19 protein-coding genes and 5 pseudogenes are annotated in these 19,382 nt (G+C 43.4%); 18 read left to right on the top strand and 6 right to left on the bottom strand.

Annotation, left to right across the window (positions count from 1 at the left end; all coding sequences use genetic code 11):
* The first annotated feature begins 286 nt into the window (after positions 1 to 286).
* The 5 genes and pseudogenes from AB4Z45_RS19295 to AB4Z45_RS19275 form a co-directional block, all read left to right on the top strand.
* Complete coding sequence (locus AB4Z45_RS19295) at positions 287 to 1,723, top strand: helix-turn-helix domain-containing protein (protein WP_441910938.1); 1,437 nt, start codon at positions 287 to 289, stop codon at positions 1,721 to 1,723.
* 212 nt (positions 1,724 to 1,935) lie between these two features.
* On the top strand, positions 1,936 to 2,652 hold the full coding sequence (gene deoD / locus AB4Z45_RS19290) for a purine-nucleoside phosphorylase (RefSeq protein WP_441911001.1): 717 nt from the start codon (positions 1,936 to 1,938) through the stop codon (positions 2,650 to 2,652).
* Positions 2,653 to 2,685: 33 nt separating this feature from the next.
* A complete protein-coding gene (locus AB4Z45_RS19285) occupies positions 2,686 to 3,981 on the top strand; it encodes a purine/pyrimidine permease (RefSeq protein WP_441910936.1) in 1,296 nt (431 codons plus the stop codon).
* A 22-nt stretch (positions 3,982 to 4,003) separates the two neighbouring features.
* Positions 4,004 to 5,185, top strand: coding sequence for a NupC/NupG family nucleoside CNT transporter (locus AB4Z45_RS19280; protein WP_430056319.1), 1,182 nt, complete (start codon positions 4,004 to 4,006; stop codon positions 5,183 to 5,185).
* A 32-nt stretch (positions 5,186 to 5,217) separates the two neighbouring features.
* Positions 5,218 to 5,571: pseudogene (locus AB4Z45_RS19275) on the top strand (phosphopentomutase); the annotation flags it as partial.
* Positions 5,572 to 5,603: 32 nt separating this feature from the next.
* Here the strand turns inward: AB4Z45_RS19275 and AB4Z45_RS19270 are convergent.
* The 3 pseudogenes from AB4Z45_RS19270 to AB4Z45_RS19260 form a co-directional block, all read right to left on the bottom strand.
* Positions 5,604 to 6,242 (bottom strand): annotated as a pseudogene (locus AB4Z45_RS19270) (tyrosine-type recombinase/integrase); the annotation flags it as partial.
* Positions 6,239 to 6,502, bottom strand: a pseudogene (locus AB4Z45_RS19265) (Tn3 family transposase); the annotation flags it as partial. The pseudogenes AB4Z45_RS19270 and AB4Z45_RS19265, both read right to left, overlap by 4 nt.
* Positions 6,503 to 6,775: 273 nt before the next feature.
* Positions 6,776 to 7,096 (bottom strand): annotated as a pseudogene (locus AB4Z45_RS19260) (DUF4158 domain-containing protein); the annotation flags it as partial.
* A gap of 153 nt (positions 7,097 to 7,249) precedes the next feature.
* Between AB4Z45_RS19260 and AB4Z45_RS19255 the strand changes: the two are divergent.
* The 3 genes from AB4Z45_RS19255 (at position 7,250) to AB4Z45_RS19245 (ending at position 9,650) form a co-directional block, all read left to right on the top strand.
* A complete protein-coding gene (locus AB4Z45_RS19255; RefSeq protein ID WP_441910934.1) occupies positions 7,250 to 7,984 on the top strand; it encodes an SDR family NAD(P)-dependent oxidoreductase in 735 nt (244 codons plus the stop codon).
* Between the two features lie 74 nt (positions 7,985 to 8,058).
* Complete coding sequence (locus AB4Z45_RS19250) at positions 8,059 to 8,658, top strand: NADPH-dependent F420 reductase (RefSeq protein WP_441910933.1); 600 nt, start codon at positions 8,059 to 8,061, stop codon at positions 8,656 to 8,658.
* Positions 8,659 to 9,095: 437 nt separating this feature from the next.
* Positions 9,096 to 9,650, top strand: coding sequence for a TetR/AcrR family transcriptional regulator (locus AB4Z45_RS19245; protein ID WP_441910932.1), 555 nt, complete (start codon positions 9,096 to 9,098; stop codon positions 9,648 to 9,650).
* A 183-nt stretch (positions 9,651 to 9,833) separates the two neighbouring features.
* On the opposite strand, the gene AB4Z45_RS19240 is transcribed toward AB4Z45_RS19245, so the two are convergent.
* Positions 9,834 to 10,106, bottom strand: coding sequence for a hypothetical protein (locus AB4Z45_RS19240; protein WP_441910931.1), 273 nt, complete (start codon positions 10,104 to 10,106; stop codon positions 9,834 to 9,836).
* A gap of 317 nt (positions 10,107 to 10,423) precedes the next feature.
* Positions 10,424 to 10,603, bottom strand: a complete 180-nt coding sequence (locus AB4Z45_RS19235; RefSeq protein ID WP_441910929.1) for a hypothetical protein — start codon at positions 10,601 to 10,603, stop codon at positions 10,424 to 10,426.
* Between the two features lie 396 nt (positions 10,604 to 10,999).
* Between AB4Z45_RS19235 and AB4Z45_RS19230 the strand changes: the two are divergent.
* From AB4Z45_RS19230 to AB4Z45_RS19185, 10 genes and pseudogenes are all read left to right on the top strand, one after another.
* A pseudogene (locus AB4Z45_RS19230) lies at positions 11,000 to 11,320 on the top strand (phosphopentomutase); the annotation flags it as partial.
* A 143-nt stretch (positions 11,321 to 11,463) separates the two neighbouring features.
* On the top strand, positions 11,464 to 11,751 hold the full coding sequence (locus AB4Z45_RS19225; RefSeq protein WP_441910928.1) for a hypothetical protein: 288 nt from the start codon (positions 11,464 to 11,466) through the stop codon (positions 11,749 to 11,751).
* A 56-nt stretch (positions 11,752 to 11,807) separates the two neighbouring features.
* On the top strand, positions 11,808 to 12,089 hold the full coding sequence (locus AB4Z45_RS19220; RefSeq protein ID WP_441910927.1) for an alpha/beta-type small acid-soluble spore protein: 282 nt from the start codon (positions 11,808 to 11,810) through the stop codon (positions 12,087 to 12,089).
* Between the two features lie 370 nt (positions 12,090 to 12,459).
* Positions 12,460 to 13,026, top strand: coding sequence for a TetR/AcrR family transcriptional regulator (locus AB4Z45_RS19215; RefSeq protein ID WP_441878152.1), 567 nt, complete (start codon positions 12,460 to 12,462; stop codon positions 13,024 to 13,026).
* A gap of 121 nt (positions 13,027 to 13,147) precedes the next feature.
* Positions 13,148 to 14,269, top strand: coding sequence for an ABC transporter permease (locus AB4Z45_RS19210; RefSeq protein ID WP_441910926.1), 1,122 nt, complete (start codon positions 13,148 to 13,150; stop codon positions 14,267 to 14,269).
* Entirely contained in the window at positions 14,269 to 14,976 is a 708-nt protein-coding gene (locus AB4Z45_RS19205; protein WP_441910925.1) for an ABC transporter ATP-binding protein, read from the top strand. Before AB4Z45_RS19210 ends, AB4Z45_RS19205 begins: the two co-directional genes overlap by 1 nt.
* Before the next feature lie 446 nt (positions 14,977 to 15,422).
* On the top strand, positions 15,423 to 16,232 hold the full coding sequence (locus tag AB4Z45_RS19200) for a hypothetical protein (protein ID WP_441910924.1): 810 nt from the start codon (positions 15,423 to 15,425) through the stop codon (positions 16,230 to 16,232).
* A 24-nt stretch (positions 16,233 to 16,256) separates the two neighbouring features.
* Entirely contained in the window at positions 16,257 to 17,336 is a 1,080-nt protein-coding gene (locus AB4Z45_RS19195; RefSeq protein WP_441910923.1) for an ankyrin repeat domain-containing protein, read from the top strand.
* A gap of 48 nt (positions 17,337 to 17,384) precedes the next feature.
* Entirely contained in the window at positions 17,385 to 17,828 is a 444-nt protein-coding gene (locus AB4Z45_RS19190) for an SMI1/KNR4 family protein (RefSeq protein WP_441910921.1), read from the top strand.
* Positions 17,829 to 18,055: 227 nt separating this feature from the next.
* The gene (locus tag AB4Z45_RS19185; protein WP_076266536.1) at positions 18,056 to 18,379 is read left to right on the top strand and encodes a hypothetical protein; all 324 of its coding nucleotides are present in this window, start codon (positions 18,056 to 18,058) and stop codon (positions 18,377 to 18,379) included.
* An 88-nt stretch (positions 18,380 to 18,467) separates the two neighbouring features.
* Here AB4Z45_RS19185 and AB4Z45_RS19180 read toward each other — a convergent pair whose 3' ends face one another.
* Positions 18,468 to 19,190 carry a YheC/YheD family protein gene (locus tag AB4Z45_RS19180; RefSeq protein ID WP_441910920.1) on the bottom strand — a complete coding sequence of 241 codons (723 nt, stop codon included), beginning with the start codon at positions 19,188 to 19,190 and terminating at the stop codon, positions 18,468 to 18,470.
* Positions 19,191 to 19,382: the final 192 nt, after the last annotated feature.

Genomic DNA, 19,382 nt, shown 5'->3' with positions numbered 1-19,382 from the left:
TTCGCTTTTTTCGCCGATAGCCCCGTTAAGCTGAGCCTTATCATAAGTAAGCCGAATTATTTTGAACAAAATCCTTATTTGATACTGAATAGCGCAATTGGGTTAGGGTGAGACTTAACATAGATATTATTCAAACAGATCAAAAAGCCGATTCTTCCTTCTGGGAGAATCGATTTTTCGTTAGAGGGGCTTGTTGGAATTACGGGAAAAGAACGTCAAAAAGGGCAAGAGGAATTGTCTTTGTTTATCCTATAACATTCAAACTAAATTGAAATAGGGTGGGAAAATGGATAAGGAATATAAATTAGCTAGCCAATTATTAACACTACTTGATACGGAACAAAGGTGGTTTACCTTAGCCGAAGTTGAGAAAAGTTTAGGAATCTCAGATAAAACCATACGTAAGATGGTTGAAGAGATAAGCAAGCAGCTGCCACCTAATATCACCATTGAGGTGACTAGAGGAAAGGGAGTATTTCTTCGACGTGATGGACGAGGGAAGACGATTAGTGAGGTGGTTTCTTTTATGCTCAGACAAACCACCTTTTATCGGCTGATGAATCTATTGTTTACCACTGACGGACGATTCTCAGTGGAGGAGCTTGCTGGTGAAATGTTTATGAGCACCTCGTCTTTGAAGAAGTTGATTGTATATTTAAATAATAATGATCTGAAACCGTATAAGCTGCACATTACTTATTCCAGCCCTAAGATCAAAGGGAATGAAATGAATATACGGTATTTTTATTGGAAGTTGTATTGTGATGCCTATGACTTTACTGGATGGCCCTTTGAGAATATTGACTTTGCTTATATTAATGAGTTAATCACAAATATAGAGAATGAGAAAAATATAGTTTATTTTATCAATTCCAAAAGGAAATTATCCTTTTTTCTGGCGATTGTAGTAGATAGAGTGACGAGAGGGAAATGTGTAAAAGTCGACGAGGTCAGATATCCCTGGGAAAAAGGGATGTTTTATTTGCCGGTGAAAGCTCTTGCGAAGAGTCTAGAAGAACAGCTTTCTATAGAGTTTCCTGAAAGTGAAATATTCTTTATGCAATCACGAGTGAGACTCAGCCAATACCATTATTACGAAGGATCGGAAATGACACCGATGAAAGAATTCGAATTATACAAGGATAAAGAAGAGTATCAAATGGGTAATCTGCTTTTTACATTACTGGCAAAGGTATATCCGAATATGGATATGGAAGAACGATTTACATTGGAGGTATATGACTTCATTGACAAGCTTTTAATGGATAATGCCATTCCTGAATGGATGATGATTTCAAAAAGCAATTTATCGACATATGTTCAAAAAGAGTGCCAGCAGATATATCAACAATTGCAAGACTGCATGAAAACGTGGAATGAAGCTTATCCTTCTGTCCTGTATAATGATTTCCATTTAACAAAACTCACCTTAATTGTTCGTTCAAGCTTGCGTTATAAAAGAAAAAAGGCCTTCTTAGTGATCGGTGAAGAATTTTCGATTCGCCATTACATAGCGGATTTGATTAAAAAGGAAATTGGGGATCAGTTGATCGTTAATACTTCCATTATGAAAGGACTAACCGACGAAATGGTGCAGCAGCATCAAATTGATTTCGTCATTAGTAACTTCCCGGTTTCATTAAAGACAGTACCTGTTGTTACTATTTCTACGATTCCATCTAAAAGAGACCTGGACAATATTCGTAAAGAATTACTTTTATAATTTGACCAATTATTTTCCGTACCCTACGTAAGATTTTGGTCTAGTTTGCGATGATAAAAAACCTTATGCTCAAAGCAGGTTCTAAACGATTAAGGCTGACCTTCCTTAAGGAAATTCGTTTGGAAAATACTAAAGCATCTATTTTCCCGTCGGTAAATGGAAGCGATTTCGGAAAATCTGAGTGCAGTATTCAGATTATTGGAGGAAACCATATGAGCAGGCATTTAGGTGCAAAAAAAGGAGAAATAGCAGAACGTGTTTTGCTTCCAGGAGATCCTTTGCGTGCAAAATTTGTAGCAGAGAATTTTTTAGAGGAAGTCTGTTGCTATAACGAAGTAAGAGGTATGTATGGATACACTGGGTTATACAACGGTGTGCCGGTGTCGGTTCAAGGGACAGGGATGGGGAACCCATCGATGAGCATATATGCAACGGAACTGATCATCGATTACGAAGTGAAGAAATTGATTCGCATTGGCACATGTGGCGCGATGCAAAAAGAAGTAAATATCCGTGATATTGTATTAGCCCAAGCCGTGTCTTCAGACAGCAATCTGACGGAGAAGATTTTCCATGGCTGCAACTATGCGCCTACGGCGGATTTCTCATTGTTAATGAAAGCATATCAACAAACACAAGGTAAGCAAGCGAAAGTCTTTGTTGGCAACATTTATAATTCTGATGAATTTTATCGTGAAACGTTGGATCGACTTCACAAATTTATGGACTTTGGCGTATTAGCAGTAGAAATGGAAAGTACATCGCTCTATACGTTGGCTGCTAAATATGGTGTAAAAGCACTGTCCATTTTGACCGTGGGCAGTCAATTATTAACGCAGGAGCACTTAACTCATCAAGAAAGTGAACAGTCCTTTTATGAAATGGTAGAAGTAGCTCTTAATACAATCATTGATGAAACTAGTTTATAGGTTTAAGGGTTAGGAAAAGAGAGTGAGAAAGAAATGAGAGTAATTCTGTCCGGATTGCAGTGGATGATTTTTATGATCGCAGGCGCAATTGCTGCACCAATTGCTATCGCAGATTTATATAACTTAACACCCATTGAGACTGCTGGACTCATCCAGAGTACCATTATTACTTTGGGGATAGCAGGCTTTTTACAAGGCCTGATTGGTCATAAACTTCCTATTCATGAAGGTCCGGCAGGGTTATGGTGGAGCATTTTTACCATTTACGCGAGCTTAGTGGGGGTATTATATTCTTCTAACATTGATGCTCTGCAAGCTTTAAGTGGAGGAATGATCATTAGCGGTGTCTTATTTATCCTAATTTCAGCCTTTAAGCTAATGGATAAAATAGCCCGATTATTTACACCAACCATCACATTTATATATTTACTGTTATTGATCTTTCAATTAAGCGGTTCTTTTATGAAAGGGATGATGGGAATTACATCTAGCCATACGACGTTAGATGTTAAAGTGTTTTTGCTTAGTGGGATTGTGGTTTGCATTACCTTTTGGTTAGGGAGCTGCCGCATCGCGTTACTTCGACAATTTTCGGTGATCATTAGTATATTGTTAGGTTGGCTATTATTTATAGTTTTTGGTAATATACCGGTTTTTTCACAAGCAAAAAACCTAGTTAATCTACCCGAAATGTTGCCATTTGGATGGCCGCGTTTTGACGGTGGGACCATCACTACAGCATTGTTATTAACACTGTTGTTAATAACCAACGCGATTGCATCCATCCGGTTGATGGAAACCGTGATAGAGCAAAAACAATCCACGGATCATCGCCGTTATTGGCGTGCTGGAATTATTTCCGGGGTTACACATTTTATTAGCGGCTCTTTAGGAGCGATTGGCTCGGTACCTATTTCGGGAGCGGCGGGATATGTTCAGCAGACAGGTGTGAAAGAGCGCAGATCGTTTTTAATAGGGTGCAGCTTAGTGATCGTTTTATCCTTGTTTCCGCCAATTATGAATGTCATATCCGGCATTCCAGCTCCAATTGGCTATGCTGTTACATTCGTTATTTTTGTGAAGATGGTTGGAATATCGTTGAGGGAATTGCGAAAGGTCATTCATGAAGAGCGACCTTTTATTGTTAGTGGAGTTTCCCTGCTAGTGGGTGTGGGTTTAATGTTTATCCCTTCATCAGCCACAATCCATTTGTCTCCGATCGTGATCGCCATTTTAAATAATGGGTTAATATGTGGAAGCCTGTTAGCGATTATTTTGGAACAGGGGTTCATGTGGAGGGAAAAACAGCGGAGTAAAGTAAAACAATAAACAAAAATTTGGAGGGGTAAAGATGCATTATCTCATCTCTGTTGCTGGTCTAATTCTTGTTCTAATACTGGCATGGCTTGCAAGTAATGATAAGAAAAAGATTAAATATCGACCAATTATTGTCATGATTGTGGTTCAGATTGTTTTAGGAATACTTCTACTAAAAACAAGTATAGGGGAATTATTAATAAAGGGCTTTGCCAATAGTTTTGATAAATTACTGGGATATGCAAATGAAGGGATTAACTTTATTTTTGGTGGAATGGCAAACGAAGGGGCACACACGTTTTTCCTCTTTGTATTGATGCCTATCGTATTTATGTCAGCAATTATCGGGATTCTGCAACATTATAAAATACTGCCGTTTATTATAAAGTATATTGGCTTGGTCCTAAGTAAAATAAATGGTATGGGGAAATTGGAATCCTATAATGCGGTTGCGGCTGCCATTGTCGGGCAAAATGAAGTGTTTATTTCGGTGAAAAATCAACTCGGATTATTGTCTAAGCAGCGTCTGTACACATTATGTGCATCAGCAATGTCGACGGTATCCATGTCAATCGTTGGTTCCTATATGACGATGCTGGAGCCTAGATATGTTGTAGCTGCATTAATACTAAACCTATTTGGCGGCTTTATTATTGCATCCATCATCAACCCATATGAGGTTAAACCTGAAGAGGATATTGTTGAAGTTCAGGAACAAGAAAAACAAACGTTTTTCGAAATGCTGGGCGAGTATATCATGGATGGCTTTAAGGTAGCCGTCGTGGTTGGGGTTATGTTGGTTGGTTTCGTTGGGTTAATTGCTTTAATTAACGGCGTTTTCGCTGGAATATTCGGTATCTCGTTCCAAGAAGCATTAGGTTATGTCTTTGCACCAATCGCATTTGTTATGGGTGTGCCATGGTCTGAGGCTGTTAGTGCCGGCAGCATCATGGCGACCAAATTAGTGGCGAATGAATTTGTGGCTATGCTTGATTTTGTAAAAATTCAAGACAGCTTTAGTGATCGTACGACAGCCATCGTCTCTGTGTTTCTAATCTCATTTGCTAACTTTGGGTCCATTGGTACAATCGTGGGTGCCGTAAAAGGCTTGAATGAAAAACAAGGGAATGTGGTTGCTCGATTTGGATTAAAGTTGTTATATGGCGCGACACTTGTAAGCGTTTTATCAGCCATCGTTATAGGAATCATATTTTAGTTGAGTACAGCTAAAATAGAAGGAGCATTAACATGAAACAAACACCTCGGTTTAAGCGGGTTTTCGTCATCGTTATGGATTCTGTAGGCATCGGTGAAGCTCCCGATGCTGAAAAGTTTGGGGATACAGGATCACATACATTACGGCATATTGCAGAAAAAATGAATGGGCTGCATGTTCCTGTTTTATCTAAGTTAGGGTTAAGCCATATTGACCAAATACCCGGAGTACCCAAAGTAGAGCAGCCTTTAGCTTATTTCACCAAAATGCAGGAGGCTTCGAACGGGAAGGATACGATGACTGGGCACTGGGAGATTATGGGTATTAAAATCGATGTTCCTTTCAAAGTGTTCCCTGAAGGATTCCCAGTCGAATTAATTAACGAATTTTGAGCATCGGTAATTGCCAGCTTTGAGTATACTTCCAAAGATTTTCTGCTTTCATGTCCGGAATAAGGCTGAATGAGTGCGTCATCGATGCCCTGCTTTTTTAGCCAGGTTAATAGAAAGTGACGTAGTCTATGAGGAGAAAGGTTTTGAGATAAATTGGCCTCCTCTGAATATTTAGCCAAAATCTTGAGGATTCCCCTGTCTGTGTACTTTTTCTTCCATGAGGACTCAAATAAATAGGCCGCTTGCTTCTTTTTCATCGTATCTGCGTGCATGGCCAGCAGCTCTTTGAAAGTCTGAGGAAATGGCACAATGCGGTCTTTGCTACCCTTTCCTTTGTTGATCCGGATCTGGCAGTAAATAAAATCGATGTCCAAAAGCTTGATGCTGATTAACTCACTGACCCTGACACCTGTATACATGAGGGTTTTCACGATCATCATGTCTTGAAAATTCTTAGCCTTCCAAACCACTTCATAGTATTTTTTTAATTCTTCTTCTGTGGGCACGTAAGGCAGCTTCTTTGATGAATTTGGATCCTCAATTTCAAGCTCGCTTCTTAAATGTTGAAACAAACTTTTTAAGTAAGCATAGTCCGGTCGTTCTGCGCGAAGATACTTCGCCAGTTCCCGGGCTTTCTTTTTTGCGGATACGCGTTTTTCAATCATGCCAGTTCACCTTCCAATGGAAGTCTTTCCTTCATGTCCAATCGGAATGTTCCATATGGATTAACGTGTGTATAGATCAAGGGTGTCACCGCACGTAAATCTTCCGGAGTCATTAAATCATACCATTTCTTCTCCGATAAAACGTTCTGGAACATGATCGTATTAATGTAGACTAAGCAATTTTGCAGTAGATGAAGAGATAAAACGGCCATCTCTTGATCTTCCATGCGATTTGTGGCAATTTCTCCACCCTTGCCGTCTCGAAATAAATCATCTGGAAGCTCCAAATTGCGTATTGTGCACAATTTGTTAACTTCCTTCAAAACGCTATCCACCCCAGCACGACCAGGATCTGCCTTTAGCTCATTAAATGATATTTGGATGCTGCTGTCACTGGCGGCTTCTTCTTCGTCAATCTCTAAATACGAAATGCTATCAATCAGGGAGTCAAGCAGAGTTAATGATGCGGAAGGCAGCTTTTGATATGTCGCTTGGAAGAAGGATTCTTCAAATGTGTGAATGGCTGAACGGATCAAACGCTCAATGCGGTCCGGTGAAGGAGGCACGATTTTTAATTCATGAAAACGACGGTAAACGCGTTCCTTTAAATACTCAAATTCATGATCGTGGTGCAGAACATGTTGGCATAGCCATTCTGTCATTTCCTGAGAGTCCTCTATTGTATCCTCTCGGAACCCAAAGAATTCCCGGATCTGCGTTCGGTGGTATGTGATCGAAAGACTGGTCCAATCGTACTGAGCAAATTCCGGCTCAGAAAAGATTTGTTTTGCAATGTATGCGATAACCGCTTTGGGAACTTCGTACTTATGAGTTGGAAAACGGGCTTCATGAATCGTTGCCTTGACAAACGGATCAGTGATCCATTATAATTGGATCACTGATCCGAATAAAGTAAACGGTGACTGGATCAGTAAAATCCATAAGGTACAGCAATCTGTGCAAATGGGCCAGAGATGCTGTCCAACACAACGAAAGGGTGTAAATTCATGAGAAAGCTTGAAGGTAAGGTTGCAGTCATCACGGGGGGCGCTACCGGCATCGGCCTCGCCGCAGCAAAACGATTTATCGAGGAGGGCGCCTTCGTCTTCATCTTCGGCCGTAGGCAGGAAGCGCTCGACTCCGCTGTGGCAGAACTTGGGCCCAATGCCCGCGCGGTGAAGGGTTCGGTCTCCGATCTGGCCGACCTCGACCGACTCTACGCGGCGGTGAAGTCCGAGCGCGGAACTCTCGACATTGTCTTCGCTAATGCCGGGGCGGGAAGCCAGCTTCCGCTCGGCGAGATCACCGCTAAGCACATTGACGAAGTCTTCGACACCAATGTGAAGGGTTCTATCTTCACTGTCCAGAAGGCGCTACCGCTGATGGGCCAGGGAGGTTCGATCATCCTAACGGGATCGAGCGCTGGAACCACGGGCGCCCCGGCAATGAGCGCCTACAGTGCGAGTAAGGCGGCAGTGCGCAACCTTGCGCGGACCTGGGCGGAGGACCTGAAGGGCACCGGCATTCGGGTAAACGTACTATCGCCCGGAGCGACAGCAACCGAGCTCGCGAAGGAATCGCTAGGCGAGGAGGGCCAAAAAGTCTTCGCCTCGATGACTCCGCTCCAGCGCATGGCTGATCCGGCGGAGATTGGGGCGGTGGCCGCCTTTCTCGCATCATCGGACAGCAGCTTCATGACCGCCAGCGAGGTCGCCGTCGACGGCGGTCTAGCGCAAATCTGACACGCTACGCCCGACCGGACACTCCATTCGATATGCGGAGCCCGTAGGGCGTGTAAACCAAAGGAGAAGAATATATGAGTTACGCAATTATTGGATTCGGTAAGATCGGCCAGGCTCTTGCTAAGGCGTTTGCCCGAAGCGGCATTGAAGTATCCGTTGCAACCACTCGCGACCCGGAAAGCTTTGCATCCGCTGCGGCCGCGATCGGACCAGAGATCATTCCCAAAAAATTGGCAGACGCCGTCAAGGCGGACATCATCTTTCTAGCTGTCCGTTTCGAGTCGCACCCCGATGTGGCGAAGGCGCTCCCCACCTGGCAGGGGAAGACCATCGTCGATGTAACCAATGCCTATGGTGTGCCCCCTGAGGAACTGGGAGGACAGCCTTCTTCCAAGTTCATCGCGCAGGCCTTCACTGGTGGACGATTGGTCAAGGGCTTCAACCATTTGGGAGCTGCCGTCCTTGACCAAGATCCGGCTGTTAATGGTGGCAGGAGAGTCGTGTTCCTGGCGAGCGACGATGACGGCGCAGCAGCGGAGATTGGTGCGCTTGCGGAAAATCTCGGTTTCGCGCCGATCAAACTTGGCGGGCTTTCGGAAGGCGGACTGCTTGTGCAGGCGCGCGGAAATAGCTGGGGTCAACTGATCTTTAAGGATTTGTTCAAGCTCGACTGATGAATCGTGATCGCAAATTCCGATGCAATCTTGCCTCGTGGACAAAGGGCAGCCACAGTTTGCGTGAACAAATGCGAAATGATGGAGATACTGACGAGGAAGATTGAATTTGATATAATGATAATGCAGCACATTAGAGTTGATATTGGATCATGGCTGGCTCCTTAGGGATTCAGCCTGTTCTCATTTCGCTTGGCTGGGAAGAAATGAGCGTTCGATGATCAATACCGATTAGAAGAACAGTTAAGATCCATTCTCTCTGATACTGAAAGACATATTAGCTTTCGATGAATGTCCCAAAAACAAATCTTTTTGTGGTTTTTACAGATCAAGTTATAACTACGCGTATGCCGAGAAAAGTCGCGTATCGGGAACGCAGGGAAAATCCAACGCCTGATCGTGACAGTAAGCTTTCGCTATTTGAGTGAGGTGAAAACATGATGCGAGCCGACGCCAGAAAAAATTACAGTCATCTACTTGCAGTCGCCCGTGACGTCGTCGCCGAGCATGGTGTCGATGCGTCCATGCGAGATATCGCCCGCCGGGCCGACGTCGGGTTGGCCACATTGCTTCGTCATTTCCCGACGCGGGAAGCCTTGTTCGAAGCGTTGCTGCGTACGAATTTGGAGGCACTGACGCAGAAGGCAGGCGAACTCGAAATGTCGAAACCACCTGACGAAGCGCTCGTGTCCTGGGCTCGCGAACAGGTGGCTTTCGTCCAAAGCTATAGCGGCGTTGTCGCCTTGATGGCGAGCGCCCACGCGGACCCGGACTCCGCGCTTTACGCTACATGCGCAGCGGTGCACTCAGCGGGCGAGCGACTATTGCTCCGAGCTCAGACCGAGGGAACGGCTCGCGCCGATATGAATGGGGACGACTTGTTTGCCCTGATATCGGCGCTCGGCTGGCTTGTCGGCCAACCTTCATTCGCGCCACGGACCGATCATCTCTTCAATGTTATCACGAGCGCCATCTATGCTACCGGAAAATAGCACCCTCCCTGGAGCATTAGAGTCTTTCATTGTCGAAATGAAAAGCAAATTTAAACTTGAATAATGTCCTACAGTTGGGGGCATGCCTCCTTCAGATCGATGTATAAATAAAATCCCGCCAGTACTGGCGGGATTTTATTTTACTAGGACGAAGCGCCATATTATTATAGCTGAATTAAATCTTTACTTGCGTAATTTTCGGTTGCGTCTGCGATACTTTGTGTTTCGCTTTAAACTTCTTCTTGATTGCATGATTAAATCGGGTGGACACAGAGGCAGCTGCGGCGGCTTCGGATCATTGTTTTCGTCTTTAACAGCTTTTGCAAAGAGGATGAATTCCAGGCCGCTGCAGGCGAATTCAACCGTTTCTTTCGCACCCTGGAAACCCTTGGACCAAGGAATCCCCTTTCTCCATTCGACTACGTGATTCACCATTTCCATCCATTGTTGCTGCATTTGTATTCCTCCTCATTATGATTTTGTTACAATATTCTTTTGTCAAAATCTTTAAAGACTCCTAACAGAGATGCGAGAATTTTAAATTTTTTGATGAATCATATCGTATCCTTCCTTATAAGCACCTCCGATTCTGTATATTCCAGGATTCCATCGCTATTTTTTCTGGATAAGTCCGGCAATCGTTTCGTTGTCTTTTCAAAAAGAAGAGGCCCTCTTCAATTCGAAGAGGGCCTCTTACCAGTATCAAAATGTTTCGTTTATTATCCATTCCTTGCTTACACTAATCTATCAGCATTGGAGTACCTTCTATTGGTTTAATTAGTATTATCGATCAGCTGCTTGGCTGCATCTACCGTGGGAAGCTCAATAGAGCGCTTCGTACCAAAGTCTACCCTATAGCCATCCTCCATTCCATACTGCAAAATAGAGTAGCCCTTATGCTCCTCGATCTTCGTATAGGGATCCGGAGTAGCCAGGGAAAAGGAACGTGGCATCAGCAATTTTATCACCGCTGGCCCATTCCACGTCGGCCGTCCCGAGTTGAGGCACTTCGTAAATGTTCCCCCAGAAATTCAGACTCTCGGTAATTTCGCCTACTTCAGTTAAAACGACTTTATCCTTTGGGGGATACTGCTGCAGTGGTTAATACGCGTTGTAGGGGTTTACGTGTTATGCATTTATCTAGGGATGGGAATCGCTGGCGTATGGCTTTCGGTTGCTATTGACTTACTCATGCGTGCCGTTTTCTTGCTATTGCATTTCAAACGAAGATTTCGGACCCCCCTTGGATCAAACAATCACGGTTCGTGATTCATGACTTAACTTGGGATTCCTCAAATTTAACATTTTTATCCAAACGTTTGCGGATGGTGTCAGCTACGCTGGTACTATCCCTATATGGACATCGTAGAGACCCGATCGGGTATGGGAAAGCGCTAGAACAATTTGATGCTCGATTAAATGAAGTTCTTGCCGAGCTGAGCGAAGATGATCTTCTCATGATTACAGCAGACCATGGCAATGATCCCATTCATGCGGGTACAGATCATACCCGTGAATATGTTCCTTTACTCATCTACAGCAAGAGTTTCACTGCGCAAAAAGAGTTACCTGTAAGTAAGACATTTTCGGATATTGGGGCAACGGTTGCAGATAACTTTGATGTGAAAATGCCGCAGTTTGGACAGAGCCTCTTACAGAAGCTTAAATAAAATTGATTTGAATTGCCAATGTACTGGTTAGTTGAGAAAACGAGGGCCAATAATAATAGTGTACCTAGAGACGGTAACGTCATAATAAGTGAAACATGCCAAAATGGCTCCTTTCGACATTGACCTAAATAGCTTGAAAGGAAATGGGAAATGACCAATTGAAGATGGAATGGGTGAAAGTCGGCGGCACAGAGAGCGGCAACAACATTACCAGAGATGTTAATCACTTCACAAAATACGCTATATTTGCGGTGGCCGAATCTGCCACCCGGCAACAGTGGACTTCATCGTTATCGCCGCACAATGGGGAAGCCTGTATCAAGCAAGCGGCAAGCGTCGTCAGATGCTGGAACAAAAGTACTAAAAACAATTTATTTGAGGAGTCTAACCAGCATCCTTGTCATGGATTAACTTCGTACCGATGGGAATAGGGATGAAATTGGATGCTTCCGGGCATGTTAGGTAAAAACATCGAGGGGAGTGCTGCATGATGGCAAGAAGAAGGAGAAAATATGCGGTGCCAGGGGTCGAACAGGGAATGCAAGCTTTCAAAGCAGATGTAATGAAACGCGAAGGATATGCCGTGAATCCGAATCAACCGGATGACGTGAAATACGAAGTGGCAAAGGAGCTTGGTGTACCACTGCACCCAGGAAACAATGGTCAACTGACTACGGAATCAGTAGGCCAAGTTGGCGGCAAAATTGGCGGTTCCATGGTTAGGGAAATGATCCGCCTCGCCCAGGAGCAAATAGCAAATAGGGAGTAATCCTGAAGTGTTCTGAGATTATGGATGAAGTTCTCTGAGTACTGACTTGATATTAAACCCAGTGGTTTTAAAGACGATAACTTACCCCTTCTCCCAAAAAGGGGTTTTTGTTATCTCCAAGTATTTTTTTGAATTACATTTAAATGGGCAGACGCTAACAATGATAAAATTGAAAAGTGAGCTAACGATACGATCGAATCACCTCTATTTGTTGAGATCGCTGGTCTTGTTTTGGGCAATGCCTATAAACATATGCTACACTGATAATAAATATAATCAGAGGTAGGACTCTTTTAAATTTACGATATTAATTTATTACGCAAAGATAACTTTTAACACAGATCTTAATTGATGAAAAGGAAGAGATTCAGTGGGAAGAAAACAATCTTTTACTGAGACAGAGCTGCTGGATACGACAAAAAAATTAGTGCTTGAGCATGGCTACGACGGTTTTCATCTCAAGCTGCTCTCACAGCATCTGTCCGGAGCCCGGAGCACTATTTATCAATATTACTCTAATAAAGAAGAGATAGTTGCTGCTTGTATGAAGCGCGTAATAGCAAAGGTATTAGAAAATTGTTCAGCAATTGATGAGACTGATCCTATGGACGCTCTCGAGCAGTTACTTCTCATTTATGTAGAAGAATCTACGCTCCATCAACTTCTGGGGGATTCTAGTAAAATTAATACTGCTAATTCTTCTGCAGCAGCGCGAGATCTTGAATTTATTGAGGAAGCACATATGACCCTTAAAATTCAATTATCACGCTTGTTTGAACGCGCACAAAAGGGTAAAGGTCTACGGCAAGATATCCCATTGCCTGTACTTATTGGTGTTTTTTTTAACTTAATTAATACGCCTAATATGCTGAATATCCCTATTCCTGATTGGGGAAAGCTGTTGTTTCAAATGTGGATCGGGGGAGCTAAGAGCTAGCCTTAGTCTCGGAATAAATTTGACACAAGTGTCATTTATAATGTTTAATTAATAAGACAAGCGCGATTGTGTTATAAAATTGACACAAGTGTCAAAAAAGAGATAAGGAGTTGAAAAGAAAATGTTTTTAGCTATGAAGGAATTGATGCATAGTAAAATGAGATTTTTAATGATCGTCATTATTTTTGTACTGATAGCCTGGTTGGTATTCATCTTATCAGGTTTGGGGAATGGACTATCTACGCTAGCTGCGTCAACATTTAAGACAATGAAGGCTGATTATGTCGTATTTGAAGAAGGGTCGCAGTCTTCAATGAGCAAGTCGTTACTGTCTGATCAATTGATTAAGGAAGTGGAGCTGCTACCAAATGTGAGTGCTGCCGCACCCATGGGAACAACGATGGCAACGGCGCTTAAGGAGCAAAGCACCAAGAATGAAGATAAGATGGACATAGCGATTATAGGAATTATTCCAGGAAGCTTCTTGGAACCGGCTATCGTAGAAGGGGAAAGCCTATCTTCCGGGAATCCTACAGGTGTCGTGGTGAATTCAACCATGAAGGACGAGGGCTATAATATTGGTGACACTTTTCAGTTAGATGGAACGACGGAATCATTGACAATTATCGGATATGTCGAGAACCAGACCTATAACCACGTTGCATCAGTATTTACTCCAATGGCTGAATGGCGGAAGATTACCTTCGCGGCTCCGGGTTCGGATAAAGGAGTTGCAGAGCCCGTTAATGCGATTATGTTACAAGGCAAGGATATCGATCCAGATTTAATTAATAGTAAGCTATCGAATACGGATACGGTTACCCGAGCGGCAGCCGTTCAAGGAATGCCAGGGTACAAAGAAGAGCACGGTACTATTTTAATGATGCTTGCATTTTTACTCGCTATTTCCGCATTCGTGCTTGGGGTGTTCTTTTATGTAATTACGATGCAGAAGACCAACCAATTCGGCATTATGAAAGCTATTGGTGCTAGTAACAGATTTTTGGGCAAAGCTATTGTATCACAAGTGTTCGTGCTTTCGCTGACTAGTATTGTAGTTGGAATCTTACTGACTTATGGAACAGCTACCATTATGCCGAAGGGTATGCCATTCAAGCTGGAAACTAGTCTTGTCGTCACGTATTCTGTTATCTTGCTAATTATCGCTATGTTAAGTTCGATCGTATCTGTTCGCAAGATCACAAAGATTGATCCGCTCAAAGCGCTCGGGAGGGTTGAATAATGACTAAGGGATTGCAAATGAGTGAAGTCACAAAATATTATGCTGAAGGAGGCAATCGGATCGCGGCACTCAATCATGTGTCAATATCAGTGGAGCCGGGTGAGTTTGTTGCTGTAGTTGGACCGTCCGGGTCTGGTAAAAGTACGTTCTTATCCATTGCTGGAGCGCTGCTTAGGTCCTCCGTAGGAGAGATTAAGCTGAATGGCTATAATATCTCTACGCTTACTGCGAAAGAACTATCTAATATTAGGTTACGAGAAATCGGATTTATTATGCAATCATCGAATTTGGTTCCCTATTTAAATGTTCTTGATCAATTGCTAATAGTAAAAAGGATGTCGGGAAAGGTTAAAAGGGAGGATAAGGAATTCGCCACGAAGTTGCTGGAAGAGCTGGGTCTGGGTTCGAAGTTAAAAAGCCCTCCGGAAGAGCTATCAGGCGGTGAGAAGCAACGGACAGCGATTGCTCGTGCTTTAATGAATAATCCCAGCATCATCTTGGCTGATGAGCCGACAGCAAGTTTGGATACCAAACGCGCCCATGAAGTGGTCAGTCTAATTGCGCATGAGGTGAAGTCGCGCCAGAAAGCGGCGATTATGGTTACCCATGATGAGCGTATGCTCGAATATTGCGACAAGGTATACCGAATGGAAGATGGGAAATTGTCATTAGCCGAATCATCAAAATCAGGGGAAGCCCATGTTTGAGTTCTTTTCTTTTCCTTCATCTTACAGCACTTTCCTTCTGGATAGGGGCACACAATTTCGGATGCCTTTTGATGCCGCCCAACAGATGGTATGGTGATCCATATTCTAAATAAGGCGAAAAATTTTGTTGTGGAAAGTCGGATGTTATTGTAATAATATGGAATATATTGATAGAGGGTATCCCAAAAGTCATAAAATGACGGAGGGACACCCTCTTTTATTTATAAAGAGGGGGCGAAGCACACAGGGAAGGAGCTGGAGATTGTGCTGAACGGGCAAGGCTTTATTTCTAGCATTGCAAACTTTATTTCCAAAATTCAGGTGAAAAGTAGGTAGACTCAGGACATGTGTTCACTATAATGGAAATAAGATACATTTATAGAACCAATCTGTTGAATATAAAACAAAATCTTCATAGGACATATGAATTTTGAAAAGAATTTTCCATGAAGTACGTCCGACTGCCAACAGCGGCAGACTTAATAGTCCAAATAGGGGGAGTATTCATGTACATTGTATCGCGGCCAAAACCGCTGTCAGATGGCCAAAACCAAGCACTTGCAAAGGAAGACGCCGCTGTTTATCCACCGGGCTACCTCCGGTTTTTGCGGCGATTTGGCGAAGGGACTTACAGAGGTTGGTTGAATGTTCAGCTGCCGGATACGGAGGTGCTTAAACCCTTTGCTGAGTACGGGTTATGGGAGCATGACGAAGACAGCCCAATTACTGAGCAACAGATCGGTGAGTGTACCGTTATAGGTACAACGGTAGACGGTGATTTTCTGGCCGTGCATCCCCAGACGGCTTTACTTCTCTGGCTGCCTCGGCATGCGGAGCACGTTAAGGCGATTTCACTGCAGAAACGGGAGCAGGAAGACGAAGGGATGTACGCCTTGGTGCTGGACGAAATATATCGTCAGATGTATGGAATCAGTCAAGAAGAAGCTGTCTATTATGAACCGTGGACAGGTACTCGGAGCCATCTCTTTTTACGTTTGCCACAAGGGCAGGATCAGCTTTCGCTACCCGATTTGGCTGGGATGTGCCAAGCAGATTTTCCACCGGATTTGTCCATTGAGACCCCATATGCATGCTTCCTGTTCTACCGGCAACTAGGTGGCTATGTACGATTGAATTATGCTTACCAACAAGAGGTGGCTGTTTTCTATGAACAGGATGTACAGCAGGCGTTTGCCGTTATGAAGCAGTGGCTCTTGTCAAAAGGGTGCGAAGCAATTTCAGAAAATAACAGTTGAGCTAGGTGTAGGAGCGATTAATGAATGATAAATCTAAAAGATATTGGGAAGTTCGAGGATCTGCCGGAAATTGCGATGCACATATACAAAGGAAATATTCCTGCTTTGCAGGCTGCTATTACAGCAGGCTGGGATATTGAAGCTGGCATCATACTTAGCAAGCATACCACGTTAAGTCCGCTTGATCTGGCGCTTATATTGCAGCAAATGGATGTTGTAAAGCTGCTGGTAGCGCATGGGATCAACCTGAATGTCAATCATAATCCGGCCTTTTTGCGAGCAGTTCGCTATTGCAAGGAAGACATCATTCGCTACATTGCAGCGCAAGGAGCCAAGCTGGACAAGCCCAATCAAATCGGGTCTGGCGCGTATTCACAGGCCTACTATGGCAACAAAAACAATATCCGGCTCATTCATGAGCTGGGATTAGATATAAAGTTGCATGGCGGTGCTGTATTGCGTCAAGCTGTATCGGATCATGACTATAAGACACTCACCTATTTGCTCGATCATGGGGTGGACATCAACTATAATAAACCGGATATGGTCTATCCTTATCAAGCGACTCCGTTAACCGTTGCCGCGCGCATGGGTAATCTGGCCATGGTCAAATTTTTGATCGAACGCGGTGCGGACGTGACTTTTGCGGAAAAGGACGGCGAGCGCCCGTATACGATTGCGGTCAGCAATAAGAATACAATCTTGGCTGACTATTTGAAATCGCTGGAGCCGGCAGAGCTTCATAATATGGAAAATAAAAAGTTTGAGCTAAAAAAATATAAACTGACCGATGAACTGGTCAGCTTTCTAATTGGAGACAAGCTGCGCCTTGAGCTTGCGCAAAATGAATATAAAATCGGGTATATCGATTTTTTTACATTAACTGATACGATCGAGATGAAAGTTGGCAGGCAAAAGCTGTTGCGTCTGTCAGCCGATATCGACAATTGCTCTGATCTGCAGCTAGTATGGAATCCGAAGAAAAAAGGCTTGGTAGGCTGTTATGACGTGGAGCACCAGGAGTATGCGGATTTGTGCAGCTTTACAGAGTTTCTCGTGCAGCCTGAAATGTACCTCATTAAGTTTCTTGAGGGAGAGTTATAGCTATTAGTCACATTAGTAGAGGAGAAAGTGTACAAAGGAGATTAACTTATGAAGGATGCGTTAATGGAGAGATTAAAGAATTTCCTTCATCTGGAGGATAATAGCACACTAGTAGGCATTCCGGCGACCCAAGAGGAAATTGCTAAGGCACAGCAACGGCTGAATGTAAGCTTTCATGAAGATTACGTACATTTTATAAGGACGTTTGGCGGAGCATATGCAGGTCTTGCGGTACATGCATTCTCTAATGGCTCTAGTCTCGGAAATGAAACGGTTATTGATTTGACACTGGAGTTCCGAGAGCAATTCAAGGAGCTTCCCTGCGCAGAGGTTTTACGAACTAGTTATGTCATTTCTATGGATGGTTCCGGCGACCCGATTATCATCGATCGGTTAGGAAAGGTACACATCTGTTATCACGATACCGGGGAGATTAAGTTAGTAGCGGATTCATTTGAGTTGCTGGTCGAGGAAAACTTTTATGAGTGGTGATTAAGAGAAGTATAGTAATAGCGCTAGCTGTTTTAAACCTATAGTGTCGAACCACCTGTTTAACTACGAGGGTGGTTCTTTTTTTGTTTGAGGTGCATCATCATATGCTGCCGTATCCTCGCGACCATTGGACAAACGTGCTTTTTTTCCTTGTCCACATTTATACCTTACCAAAATCTATTAATTTGCATTTAATGAACGATACCAATATCAAGGAGGTTTTGGAAATGGGAAATAGAAGACCTACGGGTTACGACCCTGTTCAGATATTTAACTCCACATCGTTTAATGCGTTTGGAAAAGTTGAATATGCATCCATCTTTTGTAGTGACGACAATTATGCGGTTCAGCGTGACGAGACTTGGACAGCTTCTAGCCGTGGAGTTTGCTTGGTGACTAGAATCACCGCAACGGTTAGAACACCGAGTGGAAATATTGAGGCGGAACCGTATACTTCTTCCGGCACTTCTTTCAGCAAGTTTGCCATTATACAGGTAGGGGTAAATAAGTTCCAAGTGACGCGTGTTGTAAGTACAAGTAGACGCAAGTAAAATCCCAAACGGGGCATGATCAAGTATAGGTTATAAAAATGAAAAGACGACAAGCCAAGGATAAAAGGCTGGTCGTCTTTTTTTCGCTCTAATGTTTCTTATACCATGATATTCTGCGCTGCATTGAGGAATCTTTCAAGAGCCGGAAAGGGCGCAAGTCCGGTTGATAATTGCCTTCAATGATCCAAATTCGATGCTTTCTGTCGATGCCTATATCGAACCCGACTTGTCTAAGCTTGGGGTAACGCTCTCCAAGTCTTTTGGCAGCCAATAGTGCGATCCGTTCCGCTTTGACAAGCAAGCTCCGATCTCCGATTCGGGCTAATTTTAGCGCCTCAAGCACTGGAATGGTGCGGCTAGTCACATTTGTGACTAAATATCCTTGCGCCGCTACTTTTGCGTATGAGCCTGTCACGTTCCAGGGGGATAAAGAGCCTTTTTTCCGCTGAGTTATTATGCGAATGTCGAATGGCTTGTGCCCTATTTGAGCAAGTTGCAGACGTCTTTGGACAATATATCCATGAGCACTGTTTTTTTTACGGAGCCATTTGAGTATTTTATCAGTGTCTCTCATGGTAACTGCATTCTGTTCGTTATGAATACGATAGGCATTCGTACCGTTCCATTTGATGAACACGATATCCCTTCCGTAACTCCCGTTGCGAGGTTTCAGTACGACGCTTTGATATTGAAGCAGCATTTTCGATAAGGTGTTCTTCTTAAGCAACTGTGTTTGTGGCAACCGTCCGGCGAGAGAGGACCTGCTGCGAAAGATGCGATATTGCAACCATTTGTCTCTTTTAATTAACATTATAATCACAGCCTTTTTCAGACTTATACGGTAATTCTAAGTTAAATTAGTGATCAGCATAAGTGACGATTCGTCCATATTTATGAACCGAAGCAGGTAAAGAAGGCTTTTGAACCCGCACCGCATATCATTTCTGTTTTCTCCGCTTTGCGTGGTAGAATGGTGGGGATAAGGAATGATATTATAAATAAT

The sequence above is a fragment of the Paenibacillus sp. MCAF9 genome (genome assembly GCF_052114265.1).
Classification (GTDB): domain Bacteria; phylum Bacillota; class Bacilli; order Paenibacillales; family Paenibacillaceae; genus Pristimantibacillus.
The sequence above is the reverse complement of the archived record's forward strand: the minus strand, read 5'-3'. Positions and strand labels throughout refer to the sequence as shown.